Annotated in this window: 16 protein-coding genes; 3 read left to right on the top strand and 13 right to left on the bottom strand. The window is 57.3% G+C overall.

Features of this window, described 5'->3' with window-relative positions; genetic code table 11:
• Positions 1-38: 38 nt before the first annotated feature.
• Positions 39-977: a LacI family DNA-binding transcriptional regulator gene (locus tag P3B99_000180; GenBank protein ID WYJ07547.1), complete on the top strand. Its 939-nt coding sequence runs from the start codon at positions 39-41 to the stop codon at positions 975-977.
• On the opposite strand, the gene P3B99_000175 is transcribed toward P3B99_000180, so the two are convergent.
• Positions 970-1,383, bottom strand: a complete 414-nt coding sequence (locus P3B99_000175) for a DoxX family protein (GenBank protein ID WYJ07546.1) — start codon at positions 1,381-1,383, stop codon at positions 970-972. The genes P3B99_000180 and P3B99_000175 overlap by 8 nt on opposite strands.
• A 104-nt stretch (positions 1,384-1,487) precedes the next feature.
• On the opposite strand from P3B99_000175, the gene P3B99_000170 reads away from it, so the two are divergent.
• On the top strand, positions 1,488-1,730 hold the full coding sequence (locus tag P3B99_000170; GenBank protein ID WYJ07545.1) for a hypothetical protein: 243 nt from the start codon (positions 1,488-1,490) through the stop codon (positions 1,728-1,730).
• 114 nt (positions 1,731-1,844) lie between these two features.
• Here P3B99_000170 and P3B99_000165 read toward each other — a convergent pair whose 3' ends face one another.
• From P3B99_000165 to P3B99_000135, 7 genes are all read right to left on the bottom strand, one after another.
• Positions 1,845-2,168: a multidrug efflux SMR transporter gene (locus tag P3B99_000165; protein ID WYJ07544.1), complete on the bottom strand. Its 324-nt coding sequence runs from the start codon at positions 2,166-2,168 to the stop codon at positions 1,845-1,847.
• A 2-nt stretch (positions 2,169-2,170) separates the two neighbouring features.
• Positions 2,171-2,830 carry a lysophospholipid acyltransferase family protein gene (locus P3B99_000160; protein WYJ07543.1) on the bottom strand — a complete coding sequence of 220 codons (660 nt, stop codon included), beginning with the start codon at positions 2,828-2,830 and terminating at the stop codon, positions 2,171-2,173.
• Positions 2,831-4,825: a 3-phosphoshikimate 1-carboxyvinyltransferase gene (gene aroA / locus P3B99_000155; GenBank protein ID WYJ07542.1), complete on the bottom strand. Its 1,995-nt coding sequence runs from the start codon at positions 4,823-4,825 to the stop codon at positions 2,831-2,833.
• 11 nt (positions 4,826-4,836) lie between these two features.
• Positions 4,837-5,694 carry a prephenate dehydrogenase gene (locus P3B99_000150; GenBank protein WYJ07541.1) on the bottom strand — a complete coding sequence of 286 codons (858 nt, stop codon included), beginning with the start codon at positions 5,692-5,694 and terminating at the stop codon, positions 4,837-4,839.
• A gap of 71 nt (positions 5,695-5,765) precedes the next feature.
• Positions 5,766-6,689: a hypothetical protein gene (locus tag P3B99_000145; GenBank protein WYJ07540.1), complete on the bottom strand. Its 924-nt coding sequence runs from the start codon at positions 6,687-6,689 to the stop codon at positions 5,766-5,768.
• Entirely contained in the window at positions 6,689-7,630 is a 942-nt protein-coding gene (locus P3B99_000140; protein WYJ07539.1) for a ParB/RepB/Spo0J family partition protein, read from the bottom strand. Before P3B99_000140 ends, P3B99_000145 begins: the two co-directional genes overlap by 1 nt.
• Positions 7,631-7,635: 5 nt before the next feature.
• Entirely contained in the window at positions 7,636-8,211 is a 576-nt protein-coding gene (locus P3B99_000135; GenBank protein ID WYJ07538.1) for a LysM peptidoglycan-binding domain-containing protein, read from the bottom strand.
• Between the two features lie 190 nt (positions 8,212-8,401).
• Here P3B99_000135 and glmS point away from each other — a divergent pair, with 190 nt between their 5' ends.
• The gene (gene glmS, locus P3B99_000130) at positions 8,402-10,252 is read left to right on the top strand and encodes a glutamine--fructose-6-phosphate transaminase (isomerizing) (protein WYJ07537.1); all 1,851 of its coding nucleotides are present in this window, start codon (positions 8,402-8,404) and stop codon (positions 10,250-10,252) included.
• A gap of 115 nt (positions 10,253-10,367) precedes the next feature.
• Here the strand turns inward: glmS and P3B99_000125 are convergent, their stop codons facing one another.
• The 5 genes from P3B99_000125 to P3B99_000105 form a co-directional block, all read right to left on the bottom strand.
• Positions 10,368-11,207 carry an ATPase gene (locus P3B99_000125; GenBank protein ID WYJ07536.1) on the bottom strand — a complete coding sequence of 280 codons (840 nt, stop codon included), beginning with the start codon at positions 11,205-11,207 and terminating at the stop codon, positions 10,368-10,370.
• A gap of 163 nt (positions 11,208-11,370) precedes the next feature.
• Positions 11,371-12,393 carry a metallophosphoesterase gene (locus P3B99_000120; protein ID WYJ07535.1) on the bottom strand — a complete coding sequence of 341 codons (1,023 nt, stop codon included), beginning with the start codon at positions 12,391-12,393 and terminating at the stop codon, positions 11,371-11,373.
• A gap of 146 nt (positions 12,394-12,539) precedes the next feature.
• Positions 12,540-13,763, bottom strand: a complete 1,224-nt coding sequence (locus P3B99_000115) for a hypothetical protein (GenBank protein ID WYJ07534.1) — start codon at positions 13,761-13,763, stop codon at positions 12,540-12,542.
• Positions 13,748-14,704, bottom strand: coding sequence for a tRNA-dihydrouridine synthase family protein (locus tag P3B99_000110; GenBank protein WYJ07533.1), 957 nt, complete (start codon positions 14,702-14,704; stop codon positions 13,748-13,750). Before P3B99_000110 ends, P3B99_000115 begins: the two co-directional genes overlap by 16 nt.
• Positions 14,698-15,333 (bottom strand): CPBP family intramembrane glutamic endopeptidase, encoded by a 636-nt coding sequence (locus P3B99_000105; protein ID WYJ07532.1) that lies wholly within the window; start codon positions 15,331-15,333, stop codon positions 14,698-14,700. The genes P3B99_000110 and P3B99_000105 overlap by 7 nt, the downstream gene beginning before the upstream one ends.
• Positions 15,334-15,339 lie beyond the last annotated feature (6 nt).

The raw sequence follows: 15,339 nt of genomic DNA, 5'->3' as shown, positions 1-15,339 counted from the left end.
TCTTGACAACAAAAACGCTCTAACGATTGTTGTTTCAAGTGAAATCGAGAATCACATTGAAAGACGTCGCCAGAGAGGCGGGCGTGAATTTCACGCTCGTTTCAAAATATTTGACGGCGAATCCGCAGACGCGTATGACCGATGAAACGCGGGAGCGCATAAAACGCGCAATCCAGAAGCTCGACTACCGCCCGTCGGCGGCGGCGCGCGCGCTCCGCTACGGCAGGAGCAAGGCGATAGGCCTTGTCGTCGGCGACCTCACAAACGCGTACTACGCGCACATTGCAAACTTGGCGTTGAAGGAACTGCGCCCGCGCGACTACCAACTGCTGATAGCCCTCGAATCGCCCGACTACGACCCCGTGCAATCGCTGCTTTCGCGCGAAGTTGACGGCATAATCTACGCAGGCGCGGGAAAGCCCCCAAGCGGCATGCAAATCCCCGTCGCCGTAAACGACAGGCACATCGCCGGCGCGTGCGAAATCAATCTCGATATCTCCGGCGCGCTCGCCGATGCAATGGAAAACCTCAAAGGAAAAACGCTCGGTCTATTTTTCGAACACTCGCTCTGGATTAAAGCGTTCGAGGCGTGCGCAAAAAGACTCGGAATAAACGCCGACGTGGAAATTCTGCCGACGCCGCCCGACGAACGCTTCGCCATGCTCGAAAAAATCGCAAAAACAAAGCCCGACGCGGTTTTCGCAAGCGGCTGGCTGACGCTCCGCGCCATGCGGAAAATCGGGGGCTTCGGCAAAATCTTCGCGCACGCAAACTGCGCGGGAAGCTTCCTGAACGGCGAAAATGTCGCGGGGGCAATATTTTCGTCTACAACCGAACTAATAGAAAAGACGTGCCGCGCGATAGTCGGACAAATCGAAAGCGGAGAGCGGGTCTCGGAGAAAATCCACACGCGCTACGTTTCGGCGGAATCGGAGGAATTCGGCGGGCTCGCTTCGGGCGACTTCCGCCTTACTTAGAATCGCGGTAAAACCAACCGCTCCAAGACTTCGCGCCGTCCACCGACCACTCGCCCGCGCCCGCAAACGCGATTGCCGCAAAAAACGCCAAGTAGAGAACGGGCAGCTCGAACGAAGACCCCGCCTGCGTGTGCAAATACCAAACGGCGACCGCCATGTTGACGCACGCAATCAACGCCGCCGAACGCGTGAAGACGCCGAGAATTATGAGCGCGGGGCACAGCGTTTCGGCAAAAGTCGCTGCGTAGAGAGACACCCCCGAACCCATGCCGAGCGGGTCGGGAAAGCCCTGCGTCTTGCCCGCAAAAACCATCGACACCTTCGCCGCCCCGTGGTAGTAGAGCATGGCAAGCGACGGCGCGAGGCGCATGAAAAACAGCGTAAAATTATACAAAGTATTGTTCATGCTTTTTTATCGGAAAATAATTCCGATTTAAAATTCGGCGCGTGAAAAATTCGGTTTGAAAAAACCGCGAAAACGCTTTTTAATTCCGCCAAGAAAGGAAACGCATGAATCAGGAAATAACCACGATGTCGATGGGGCGCAAGTGCCGCCTGTGCAAGCAGGAAATTTTCATCACAATACACCGCGACGAAGACGGATTTTTCGTAAGCGAAAAATGCGGCTGCGAGGAAAAGGGATTCCCGCCGCGCGTGCACGCCTGCGACATTCCCGAATACGCGGGCGAAATCAAACGCCGAATCGCCGCCGAAAAGGAAATCTTGGAGGAGCTTACCAAATACCTCGGCTAAGCCGCCGCGCCCTTTGCCGACAGGCTTCACGAACGCGCAAGACGCCGATTCGCCGCAAAAAGGCGGGCGCAAAATTCCCTTTTGCGCCCCGCGTCCATGCCCAAACCGCGCCGCTTAGTGTTCGGAGACGAAATTGATTCCGATAATCCCCACGACAATCATCGAGAGGAAGAGCAGCTGCCAAAAGCCCGTCGGTTCGCCGAAGAGAATTATGCCCGCAGCCACCGCGCCCGCCGCGCCCATGCCCGTCCAAATGGCGTAGGACAGCCCGATCGGAAGCGTGCGGATTGCAAAATTGAGCAGCAAAAAGCTCGATACAATCGAAACCACAAACACCGCAGTGGGCAGAAGCTTTGAAAAGTTTTCGGCGTATTTCAGCGCGACCACCCAGACAATTTCGAGCAATCCCGCGACAAAAAGACACATCCAGTTTATCATTTTTAAATTTCCTTCAATACGGGCGGTTCGATTTCCGCAATCCGCTCCATTATTCTATCAACTATAATTTGCGCCCTGTCGGGGGCGTCCTTTCCGGGGTCGATTTCCTTCGGGTTAATCGGCTTCCCAGCGCAAAGAATAAGGCGCGTGCCGCCGCGGAGCCTGCCCGTTCGAGGAAGAATGTCGTACATGTTCACGAATTTCAGCGGCAGAATCGGCGCGCCAGATTTTATCGCAAGCAAGCCCGCGCCCGCCTTTCCGCGCTGCAATTTACCGTCGAAACTGCGCGTGCCCTCCGGAAAAATTATCACGCCCACGCCCGATTTTATCCGCGCGAGCACCTCGCGGAACGCGCCCAGATTGCCCGACTGCCCGCGCTTAATCGGAATCGCGTTGAGGCTGCGGAAGAACGCGCCCGAAAATTTGCCGTCCATGAGGGTGTCGCGCGCGACGGCGCAAAGCTCCGTCTCGTGGAAGAACGCCGCCGCCATGGGGTCGAGATAGCTGACGTGGTTGGCTACAATTATGCACGGCTCTTTCGGGACGTTCTCGTAGCCGTAAAGCTCTATTCTGCCGAACACGTCGCAGATTACGGACGACAAAATCCACCAGCCTTTGTAGATGTATTTGCCCTTCCCTACCTTGAAAAAGCGCGTTCTCATTTACGATTCGAGAATTACTGAAAGCGTCTTTTCGACGACCTCCGACTTCGACATTTTCGAGGTGTCGATGAGCGTCGCGCCGTTGGGGCACACAAGCGGCGCGGTTTTGCGCGACTTGTCAAGCTCGTCGCGTTTTTTGACCGAGTCGGTAATGCCCTCCTTGGCGCGGCGGGCGGCGCGGGTCTGCTCGTCGGCGTCGAGGAAAATGCGGGCGTCGGCGTCGGGGAAAATGACCGAGCCGATGTCGCGCCCCTCCATAATCATGCCGCCGAAGCCGCTGTTGCGGGCGAAGTCCGCCATGGAACGCTGGTAGTTTTTGAGGAAGTCGCGCACCTGCGGAATCGCGGCAAATTCGGCAACTTTCGAATTTATGCGCTCGTTGCGTATTTCGGAGTCTGGTACGACCCCGCCGCCGAGCGTGATTTTCGCCGACATGCCGTCGAGCTTCGTGCCGATTTCGAGCTTTGCGAGGTTCGCGAGCACCCCCGCCAAGTCGGCGGAGTCCGCGCCCGCTTCGAGAAGCCCGTAGGCGACAGTCCTGTAATGCGCCCCCGTATCGACGTGCATGTAGCCCAAGATGTTCGACGTCTCGCGCGAGACGCTCGATTTCCCGACCGCCGCGCCGCCGTCGACCGACACAATCCTGAACTTGCGCGAATCCTCCCGCGCGGTGTAGAGCACCTCGAAGAATTCGCTCCAAGTTTTCGACGTGCATTCGGGATTTTCGATTTTAATCCACGGCGAGCCGTCGCCGCGAATGTCGGCGCAACCCGCAATCGAAAAGCTCATTGCGATTCTGTGGTCGTCGTATGTTTCGACGGAAACGACGCCCTTGATTTTTTCGGCAAGCTCGGCGCGGGGGTACGGCGCAATGAAAAGCCCGCCCTCCGACTCTTCGACCGACGCGCAGAATTTGCGCAGCTCGCGGGCAACCGCCGCCACCCTGTCGGTCTCCTGCCTGCGCGTGTGCGCAATGCCCGTAATGCGGAGCTTGAACGGCAGCAGCATTGACACCGCCGCGAGAGAAAGGAATGTGTCGGAAATGTCGTTGAAATCAACCTCCACGAGTTCGGGATACGCCCCGCCGTCCTTTGCGAAAACAAGCAGGTTGTCGCCGACAGTGCGCGTTTCGACAAGCCCCATCGATTTGAGCACGTCGATGTACGCGGCGTCGCCCTGCAATTTGCACGCCCCGAAATTGCGTATTTCCGAAACGCCGCCGACTGCAATCGGAAGCGTCGCAAGGTAGCTCGCCGCAGTTGCGTCGGGCTCTATTCTGTACACGCGCGGCGACTGCACCACGCCCTTTTTGAGCGCGGGCTTGTAGACGTTTCCGTCGGTCTCGCAGGAGAATCCGAACTCGCGCATCATCTCGATTGTCATTTTGACGAAAGGCTTGGAGACCGTCCCGCCCGAAAGGCGAACCTCCATCGGCGACTGCGCGCAAACCGACGCCATCAACAGCCCCGAAAGCATTTGGCTCGACTCTCCCGCGTCGATTTCCGCCGTCCCTCCGCGCAATCCGCATGTGCGTATTCTGAACGGGAATCTGTCGCGCTCGCCGAGAAATTCGAAAGCCGCCCCCTGCGATTTCAGCGCGTCTATAAGCCCCTTAATCGGCCGCGCGTACATCGCGTTGTCGGAGTCGAGCAGATAGTTGCCGCCATTGCGCAGAGAGACGAGAGCCGTAATGAACCTTGCCGCCGTGCCCGCATTGCCCACGTCGATTTCAGCCTCCGAATTGGGAATGCCGCCAAGCCCCGCGTCTATTTCGACCGTCCCCGCGAGCTTGTCGGGCTTTACGATGTAGCCGAGCTTTGCGAGGCAGTCCGCCATGATGAGCGTGTCGCGCGAAAACAACGCGCCCTCCAAAAGCGTGTCGCCGCCCGCGAGAGCCGCGAGCATCATTGCGCGGTTCGTAATGCTTTTCGAGCCGGGGGGAGTTGCCGACGCCGCGCAGGCGCGGAAAGGTTTTATTATTATTTCGGATTTCATGTGGAATGTTATTAAAGTTTGTCTCTGTACGATTTCGCCTTGCGCAGCATTGCGCCGATTTTTTCGGAGTCGGAATTTTCTACGGCGTCGATGATGGAGGAAAGCTTGTCCGAAAATATTTTCAACGCCGCGAGGATTTCCGCGCGGTTGTCGGCAATTATGGAATCCCAAATTTCGGGGTTGCCCGACGAAATGCGGGTCGAGTCTCTGAACCCGGGGCCTGCGTAGTTGCGGAGGTCGCCGTTTTCGAAATCCGCCGCGCTGCAACAAAGCAGCCCTGCCACGATGTGCGGCAGGTGGCTTACCCGCGCGACAATCGAATCGTGCACGGAGGGCGTTGCGCGGTATGCCCGCATGCCCACAGCCGTCCAGATTTTTTCGAGCAAATCCGCGGCGTCCGCCTGCGCATCGGAGGACGGCGTTATAAAGCACGGACGCCCAGCGAAGAGGTCGGAGTCGGAGTGGTCTATGCCGATTTTTTCGGAGCCTGCCATGGGGTGCGAGCCTACGAAGACCGCGCCGCTACCGGCGAGAGCCTTTTCGCACTGTTCGCAGACGGATTTTTTCACGCTGCCGACGTCGGTTATCACCGCGCCTTTTTTGAGGCTCGGGGCGATACGTTCGGCGAGCTGCGGAATGTTCGCGGTCGGCGCGCAAATCACGACCATGTCGGCGTCGCGGACGGCGGCTTCGGGAGAGTCGAAAACGCCGTCGAAGACCGACGGAAGCGCGGCGCATTTTTCGCGCGTCGATTCGGAGCGCGACCACGCGAAGACCTTTTCGGCAACCCCGAATTTTTTTAAAGCCCGCGCGAGCGACGCGCCGAGCAAACCCGTTCCCAAAACGGCGACTGTTCCGATTAATTTCATACGCAAAAAGCTTACAAATCCGCGCCCAGCCCGCAAACAAAATCGACGCAAAAAATTCAAAATTAACGCGCTCAGTCCTCCTTCACGCGGACTTTGATTGACGCGTTCGAGCGCAGCTCTTCGGGGACGTTTAGGAAGCGCAGTTTTTTGGCGCGTTCAAGCGGAATTTCCTCCGTCAAAACGTTCGAGCGTATTGACTGCGTCGGGCGCGACAAAACCGTCGCCGACGTCTCCTGCGGAACGTACTGTCGGCGGGCTGCCGCGCTTTCCGAAACCGCCGCGGGCGTCGGAGTTTGGACGGTTTCGGCGGGCGCAGAGCCTTTGCGCGAAAATTCCGAACTTGACGCGGGTCTGCTTTTAAAAGATACAGGGGCGCGTTTGATTTTCTCGTGAGAGGAGAGGAAGTCGAAAAATCCGCCGTCGTCGCCCTCCCCTCCGAGTTGCGCGCCCGCTTTTTTTATCATGTCGTCGTTCGCCGAACTGTTCGGAGTGCGCGAGTAGAATTTGTTGATTTCCGACATCGAGCGTTCGGAAATCGAGGAATAGTACGCGTCTATTTCGCGCTGTTTGTCTGTATCGCGGCGGTAGACGTCGATTTTCCCCGCGTATTTTTTCGAGAGGTTCACGTCGGAGTTTTTGAGGCTTGCGCGGGTATCGCCTCTGCTCCAATCGCCCGACATGCCCGAATAGTCTTTTACGCCGAATTTTTTGGAGGCGTCCGGCGCGGTCTTGTCGAAAAAATACTCCGCCGCCGCGCCGTCGAGACGCGCCGCTTCGCCCTGAAAGCGCGACGTTTCGGTTTTCGGCGAAAAGCTTTTGCCCATGCCGGCGCGTTCGCCCTGCATGCGCGATTTCTCCTCGCCGTAGCGGCTTTTGTCGCTCTGGTATTTGCGCGAATAGGAGTTCGACGCCTTTGTGAAGTCGTTGCTTCTCACGGCGAGGCACGGAAGCGCGAACGCCGCCGCCAAAACCGCGACTGCCGCAAATTTCTTCATTAAATCTTGACGCCGAAAATGTCGAGAATGCGCTGCAAGTCGTCGTTGCCGACGTAGGAAATTATGATTTTCCCGCGCTTCTGGTTGTGTTTGATTTCCACTTCCGCGTTCAGCTTCGACGACACCCTGTTCTGAATGTCGCGTATGACCGCGTTCTGCGCCACAACCGACGCCGGCGACGTTGCGGAAATTCCGTCGGCGGCGGTTTTCATGCGCTTGACGGCGTCTTCGGCGGCGCGTACGTTGAGATCGCCCTCGATGATTTTCCGCGCGAGAATCGTCTGTCTTACAGGGTCGTCCACGCCCATTATGACTTTGGCGTGCCCAAGCGAAAGCAGCCCCTTCGAAATGTATCCGCGTATTTCTTCGGGAAGTTTCAGAAGCCTCAGCGAGTTTGCAATGCTCGAACGCGGCTTGCCCAAACGCTGCGAAGCCGCCTCCTGCGTCAGATGGAAATTCTCCATCATGTTGAGGATACCCCGCGCCTCTTCAATCGGGTTGAGGTCGGAGCGTTGGAGGTTTTCGATAAGCCCCTTCGCCGCGGCGGACGCGTCGCTTGCCGACTGCACGCACGCCACGACTTTCTTCATGCCCAGGCTGCGGCACGCCCGCAAGCGGCGTTCGCCCGCCAAAAGCTCGTAAGTGCCGTCTTTGAGCTGGCGGACGAGCAGCGGCTGCAAAAGACCTTCCGAGGCAATCGAATCTGCAAGCTGTGAAATCTGTTCCTCGTCGAACTGTGCGCGCGCCTGATAGGGGCTGGGAATGATTTTATCTACGGCGATTTCGCTGAACAGTCCGTGCGAGGCTATTTTCACGTCTTTTGCTAGCGCGGACTGCGTTTGCGCGGCGACCTTGCGCGCGCCGCTGTCGGCGGCCTTTTTCGCGCCCGCCGAGATTATGGAGCTAAGCCCCCTGCCCAAAGATTTGCGTTGTATAGACATGTTCTTTATTTTTGCGGAATGAAGATTGATTCGCCGACGCGCAGACCCCGGTTGGGATCCTCTATTTTATTGGCGTCCTGAATCCACTTGATTTTCGAGTTGTTGGCGCGGGCGATTTTCCCGAGCGTATCGCCCGATTTCACGGTGTAGGTAATGCCCATTTTGGGGTAGTCGTCGCCAAAAGTTGTCGGCATGGGAGCCTGCGGGCGTTGCCCTATCGCCTTGGCGAGTTTTTCGATTGCGTCGTTCGTCTGCGAGGCGAGGCTTTCGATGTCCTTTTTGACAAGCTTTATGATTTCGCGCTTCATCGCCTCGTTTTGCGACGACACGTCCGAGCGCACCGACGCCACCTGCGAGCGAACCAAGTCGCTCGACGTATTCGACGACTGCATTTGCCTTATTTTGCGTTCGAGAGCCTCGTTTTGGCGCGTAAGCTGTTCGACTTCGAGCCTGAGGTTGCCCACTTCGCGCTTCAAAAGAGCCATGTCCTGCTGCATGTCTCCGAGAGACTGCGAAAAGAGCGGCGTCGCCGCAACGAATGCCGCCGACAACGCGGCGGCGAGTTTAAAAGTCTTCATCATTTTATAAATCCGGTATTATTGTTTTGCGATTTCCCGCTATTTTTATAGCGCGGGCCGTCGTGTTCAAGCATATTTCCGCCGCAAACGCGCTTTTTTGGGGCGCGGACGGAAACCCGCGCGACAATTTAGGCTTGCAAGTGTCAAATAAATCTAAATATTCGCCTTTTAAATACAACAATTAAGATTATTTATGTGCGGAATCACGGGATACATTGGGTGTCGGGACGCGACGCCGATTCTTATAGAGGGACTTTTGAAGCTCGAATACCGCGGGTATGACTCCGCGGGGCTTGCGCTTCTCGACGACAAGGGAACGCTCGACGTCATGAAGAAAAAGGGACGCGTTGCCGTTCTTGCAAAGGAGGTCGAAGAGCACCCGTTCTACGCGACCATGGGAATCAGCCACACGCGCTGGGCAACCCACGGCGCGGTGACCGACACAAACGCGCACCCGCACGTTTCGAGCGACGGCAATTTCGCGATAGTCCACAACGGCATTATCGAAAACTACGAAAACATAAAAAAGTTCCTCATCGAAAAGGGCTACACGTTTAAAAGCCAGACAGACACCGAAGCCCTCGTAAATCTCATCGCCTACCACTACACAAACAGAACGTCCCCTGCCGACAAAAACAGGTTTCTTGAAGCCGTCCGCAAGACGCTAAGGCACGTCGAGGGAACCTACGGGTTCGCGGTAATAAGCAAGCTTGCCCCCAACGAAATGATTGCCGCCCGCAAGGGTTCGCCGCTTATCATAGGCGTCGGCAAGGACGAGTACCTTGTGTCGAGCGACGTTCTCGGCTTCGCGGGACGCGCCACAAACGTAATCTACCTTGAAGACGGGCAAATCGCAAGCCTCACGCGCGACAACTGCGACATCATCACGACCGCAAACGCGCCCGTGGACGTCCGCATAAACGAAATCGACTGGGACTTGGAAAACGCCGACCTCGACGGCTTCAAAACCTACATGGAAAAGGAGATTTTCGAACAGCCCAAATCGCTCAAAAACGCTATAAGGGGCAGAATCTCCGACGACCTTTCGACCGCCCGCCTCATCGGGCTGAACCTCACCCCCAACGAGCTTAGGCAGTTCGACCGCATTCTTTTCTGCGCCTGCGGAACGGCTTGGCACGCCTGCCTTGCGGCGGAATACCTCATCGAAAAATACGCCCGCATTCCCGTGGAGGTGGAATACGCAAGCGAATTCAGATACAAAAACGCCCCCATCGACAAAAACACGCTCGTGTTCGTAATCAGCCAAAGCGGCGAAACGCTCGACACGCTCGAAGCGCTGCGCGAATCGCAGCGCAAGGGCTTCAAAACGCTGGCGATTACAAACTCGGTAGGCTCGACAATCTCGCGCGAGTCCGACGGCGGGCTGTACCAGTATGCGGGCAAGGAGGTTGGGGTTGCGTCCACAAAGGCGTTCACGTCGCAGGTGGCAATCTGCCTGCTAATCGCTCTATACCTCGGCAGAATGCGCGACCTTTCGTTTGCGGAGGGGCGCGAAATCGTCAAGGCAATCGACGAGCTCCCCGACGCGGTAAACAGCGTGCTCGCGCAAGCCCCCGAAATCGAGAAAATCGCCGAAAAATACGCGCAGTTCGACGACTTCCTCTTCCTCGGCAGGCTCTCGGAATTCCCGATTGCCCTCGAAGGCGCGCTCAAACTCAAAGAAATTTCGTACATACACGCGGAGGGCTACCCCGCCGCCGAAATGAAGCACGGCCCGATTGCGCTGGTGTGCCCCGAATGCCCGTCGGTAATGCTTGCAAACTCCGATGAAATCGCGCTGAAAATCGTCTCGAACGCCCAGGAAATCAAGGCGCGCAAAGGCCCGATTATCGTCGTGAGCGACCAGCCCAAACTCTTCGGAGGAATCGCCGACGACATCATCGCCCTGCCGAAAGTGCACGAATCGGTGCGCGGAATTTTGGCGACAGTTCCCCTGCAACTGCTAGCCTACTACATCGCCCGCAAGCGCGGCTGCGACGTCGACAAGCCGCGCAACTTGGCGAAGGCGGTTACCGTGGAGTAGCCCGCCGAAGCGCCGCGCTTCCCGCAAACCGCAAAGGAAAAGACCGCCCGCAGAGGAAATCCAATGGCGGTCTTTTTTTGTCCGCTATGCAAAGCCTTCAAAGAAAATTCCGCGCCTACAAATCGGCGGAGTGGAATTCCACAAGGGAATCTATCGGCGACTTTATCACGCGCCCTATCCTCACGCCCGTGCGCTCCGCGGCGCGGGCGAGGTTTTCCGAAAAACACGCGCCGACAGAGCCTACCGCGTTCATCGGGTACTTTGCGACATCGTAGCGCAGGACATTCCTGCGGATAAAAGACTCGAACTGCGAATCCACCATTTCGCAAATGTACGGGTCGGACAAAAACTCCTCTATGAACGGCGAGAACGACGCAAGCCAGCGGTTGGGCATGGGGCGTTTGTAGACGTTGTCGATAATCTTGAAATAGTCCAAACCGAAGCGGCTGCGAAGCTCGGCGGAAACGCGCTCGGGTAGGAGATTGCGGATAAAGTCGGAAATCAGGCGTCTGCCGAGCGACGCCCCGCCGCCCTCGTCGCCCAAGATGAAGCCGCCGCCCACGTTGTTGTCGGTGATTTTTTCGCCGTCGTAAAAGCACGAGTTCGACCCCGTGCCCATTATGCACGCAATGCCCGCCGAATGCCCGCAAAGGGCGCGCGCCGCCCCGAGCTTGTCGGTCTCGACAAAAAACGAGCAGTTCGGGAAGTTGCGCCCGAACGCCGCAAGGAGCGCGGCGGTTGCCTCGTGCGACGCCGCCACCCCCGCGCTGTAAAAATAGATTTTTGAAACGTCCGAAACGTGCGGCTTGACGTTTTCGGCAAGGATTCCGTCGAGCATTTCGGGCGACTGGAATACGGGGTTTATGCCCTCGGTGCGCAAAATTTTCGACTCGCCCGATTCGCCGAACGCGCGCCAATCCGTCTTGGTAGTTCCGCTGTCTGCAATTAAAATCATCGCAAAAGGCGTAAAAAAAAATTCCGCGCGTGTCAAATTTTACCGCGCGGAATCGGAATAAAAGTCAAAACAGTTCAAAGAAATGCCGCTCAACGCTTCGGCAAAAAAACGTCCGCCGAACCGCCCGCGCGCCGTTTGCGGGAAAACGCGCGGCGGACCGACGCTACGCCCGCTTCGGCGGGTAGAGCTTGAAATGCGACGAAAGCACATACGCCTCGACGGGCAAACCCTCGTCGTCGTGCGACTTGTTGCCCGTCATTTCGGGAGTGATACCCATGAACATTCCGCCCTTCATGCCGTCGATGTCTATTTCGCCGTCTTTTGACATCGTGATGATTGCGTGGACGGGAGTGTCGAAAAGAAGCTCGTGCTTCGAGACGTTGCACTTTTTCATGATTTCTTCGGGATACGCGCGGTGCGGCTTCCCGACCCACTCGCTCGTGGTGCTGTTGAGGTTGAAAAACGCGACCTGTTTTTCGAGTTTGAGGCTATTTCTGTGGTGGTGTCCGTTAATCCAGATTACTGGGAATTTCTGCGATTCAAACACGGCGTTCTTTGCCTCTGCGGCGTTCGTTATGCCGCTTGTGTACTTGAAGCCGTGATGCGAGAATATCGCGCACGGACCTTTTGCCGTCGAGAGTTTTTCGCGCAAAAACACAAGCTGTTCGGGCGTAAGAATCGCCTCTTTTTGGTGGCACTTTTCGTACGCGGTCGAAGACGCGTAGTGCATAATGCTACCGTCGGGGCGGTGGAAATAGTTTGTGTCGAGAACGATGAACCTGAATACGCCCCTGTCGAAAGAGTAGAAATTGCCGTCTTTCATCTGGTAGGCGGAGACAACTTCTTCGAGCGTCTTTGTGCCCTCGAAATCGTGATTGCCCATTGTGTGGTAGTGGGGAAGCTCGAAGTTGTTGAACTGGTCGAGCACGGGGCCCGCGGTTCTTACGTCGTGGCAGAAGTCGCCGCAATGTATTATGAAATCGACCTTGTTTTTGCGGGCTCGTTCGAGAATCTGCGCCATGCGCTCGACAGTCCAGTTGTAGTTTCCAACCCTGAAATGCATGTCGGCAAAGACCGAAAATTTTACGCTTTCGGAATTGTCCCCCGCGGCAAACGCTTTCGGAGAAACAAGACCTCCGGCCAGCAGCGCCGCACTCCCCAAGAAATTGCGTCGTTTAATATTCATATAGCAATAGCTAACCGCAAAACACCGGCATGTCAATCACAAAAATACGCAAATTTTCCAATATTTTTGCGACTTAAAAAAGTGCCGCTCCGCAGGCGGAATAAATCGGCTCCGACGGGTGTAGGGATAGTTGCGGAGGGGTGCGCCTAAATTGCGTCGTAAAACTTTTTTGCCTCTTTGTAGATTTCGGAATTTTTGTCTTTTGCGCGGCGGAAATATTCGATGAGCACCGCGTTGGCGTCGCGCCGCAGCCCGAGCGAATACAGAGCGCGCGCCCCGTAGTAATACGAGCGGCTGCCCCAGTATTCGAAGTTGAAAAAGCCTATATAGACGCGCTCGAAATACGCGTGCGCCTTGCCCCAGTCGCCCTGCTCGAACCAGCAAAGCCCGTTTTTGTAAAGCGACTCCGCGAGCGGCTCTCCGCGCAGTTTGCGCTTCATGAAAACCTTTTGGTAGTAGTAGCGGGCTTCGTCGTATTTTTTTACGAGCCGCGCGGCGTCGCCGAGGGTGATGAAAAGCGGCGCGTCGAAGTCTGGCGGCGCAAGGCGCTCGGCGTCGTGCGCGTAGACGTACGCCTGTTTGTAGTCCCTGTTTTCAATGGCAATCCTCGCAAGCGCGAGCGAGCCGCGCCACGCGTAGGGGGCGTCCCTGAACTTGTAGACGGTTTCGGCAAGGAGCTTTTCGTCCACCGCCGCGCCAGACTCCGCAAGCGCGATTTGCGCCAACGCGCTAATTTTGTCCTGCGGCTGGGTTATCTTTTTGCCCCCCATGATTTCGGTGCGCGCGAGAGCCGCGGGGGTCGATGCCGGAAGCCGCGACATGTCGAAGCTGCGCGCGAATTTTTCGCCGTCAAAGTACGACTGCGCAAAAACGTCCGCGCCGACGGAATCGGCGGACTCGAAGCACTTTTTCAGAGAAGCCGACCACAGCGACTCCGCCTTTTTTGCTTCGCCCGAATTGAACAGCGCGTCGGCGTAGTACCACTTTGTAAGCGAATCCGCCGCGTCCGACTCCGCAAGGGGCGCGAGGGCGCGGGCAAGCCGTCCGTATTCGCCGTTTGCCGAAGCGTACTTTGCGTACTGCGCGGCGACTTTGTTTAGAGAGTCTTTCGGCGGGTTTTTCAGCGACTCCTCGAAAAGCCCGTACGCGGCGTCCTCGCCCGCGTTCGCCGCGATTGACGCAAGGTAGAATTTTGAAAGCGCGCCGTACTCGCCGGAGTCCGACTTCGACAGCGCGAACATCTCGCGGGCGGCGGGAAAGTCGCCGCGCAGAAAGAATTTCATGCCGTTTGCAAAGTAGTCGGCGGCGGTCTCGGCGCAGAGCGCGGACGCGCAAAAAAACGTTGCGGAAAAAATCAGACGTAGTCGCATAGCATTTCCTTTAATTGCTCCAAAGTATTTATGCTTTTAAGCCCGACGCGCAACCTTTTAAATCCCTCCGCGCCCTTCAAAAAGCGCATTATCTGCACTTTTGCGAACGTCAGGTTGCCCGCGTCTATGCCCGAATACGAGCCGTCGGAGACAAGCTCGGCGTAGCGGAGGGCGAGCTTTGCGCGGTCGGAGGGGGTCGGCGGGACGAATTCCGTTCCGTCCATTTTTGCGCGGATTTCCCCGAAGACCCACGGATTCCCCAAGGCGGCGCGCCCCACCATGAAGCCCGCACACGCGGAATTGCGCAAACGCGCGGTCTCGAGCTTTTCGACCGAGCCGTTGCCGATTAGCGGCACTGAGAGCGACTGCGCGGTTTTTTCAATCAAGTCCCAGTCGGCGTCGCCCTCGTAGCCGCGGGCTTTCGTGCGTCCGTGGAGGGTTATGAAGCTCGCGCCCGCGTCGGCGAGGGCGCGGGCGGCGTCGGGCACTATAATGGAAGAACTATCCCAGCCAATGCGCATTTTTGCCGATACCGGAATGCGCTTCAACGCCCCCGCCACCGCCGCAACAATCTTGCCCATGAGTTCGGGATTTTTAAGCAGAGCCGCCCCCGCGCCCGCCGAAACCGCGTTCGGCGCGGGACAGCCGAAGTTTATGTCGATAAAGTCGGGCGCAACCCTCTCCTCCACAAGCGACGCCGCGTCGGCGACCTCCTTTGGGTCCGAGCCGAAAATCTGCACCCCGAACGGACGCCCGCCCTCCGTAAACGAAAGCTTTTCGAAAACCCGCGCCGCGCCGCTCAAAACCGCCCTGCTGTACACGAATTCGCTGACGGAAACGTCCGCGCCGTACTCGCGGCAAATGCGCCTGCAAGGCTCGTTGGAAAAGCCCGCCATCGGAGCCAAAAACAGCAGCTTTTTCCCTTCGGGGAACTCTACCATTCGACGAATCCCCGACACACTTTCACCGCGAAAACTCCGCAGTTGTACGCCGCGTGGGCGCACACGCACGGCAGAAGCGAGCGCGTTTTGTTCTGCGGCACAAACCTCAGCGCGTAGAACAGAAGCGAGCACTCGAAAACCGCAAGCGTATTGATAAGCGGCTGCGCGGAAAAATCGAAAGTCCACGTTCCGCCGAAGACCGACGCGCCTTTGGGAACTGTGTAGTCCCAAAGGAACGGGTGTCCCGCCGCGAAAAGAAACGAGAACAGAAAAATACTGCCGACCAGCGCCGCCCGACCGCGGTTCTTCACGACCAAATATCCGCGGAAAATAAGCTCCTCCACAAACGCCGCCCCTACCCACGAAAGCAGCGCCCACGGCGCGACTTTCGTCTGGTCGGATTCCACCCCCGCCGCAAGCTCGGCGCAAGTGTTTACCGCAAGCAACGCAAGCGCGGCAACGACCCCCGCTGCGACCAAGCCGAACGGCGCGGGAGTCGCGCCCTCGAACGCCCCCCTGCGCAAATCGCCCGTTTTGCGGAAGTGGCGCAAATCGCCCGCCCACATGGAGAAAAGCCACGCCGCGACGCCGAGCGAAAGCAGCGAAAATACGGGATTATCCTGAAACATCGTCCC

The organism is Opitutia bacterium KCR 482 (assembly GCA_029269845.2).
In the GTDB taxonomy this organism is placed as follows: domain Bacteria; phylum Verrucomicrobiota; class Verrucomicrobiia; order Opitutales; family Intestinicryptomonadaceae; genus Merdousia.
The sequence above is the reverse complement of the archived record's forward strand: the minus strand, read 5'-3'. Positions and strand labels throughout refer to the sequence as shown.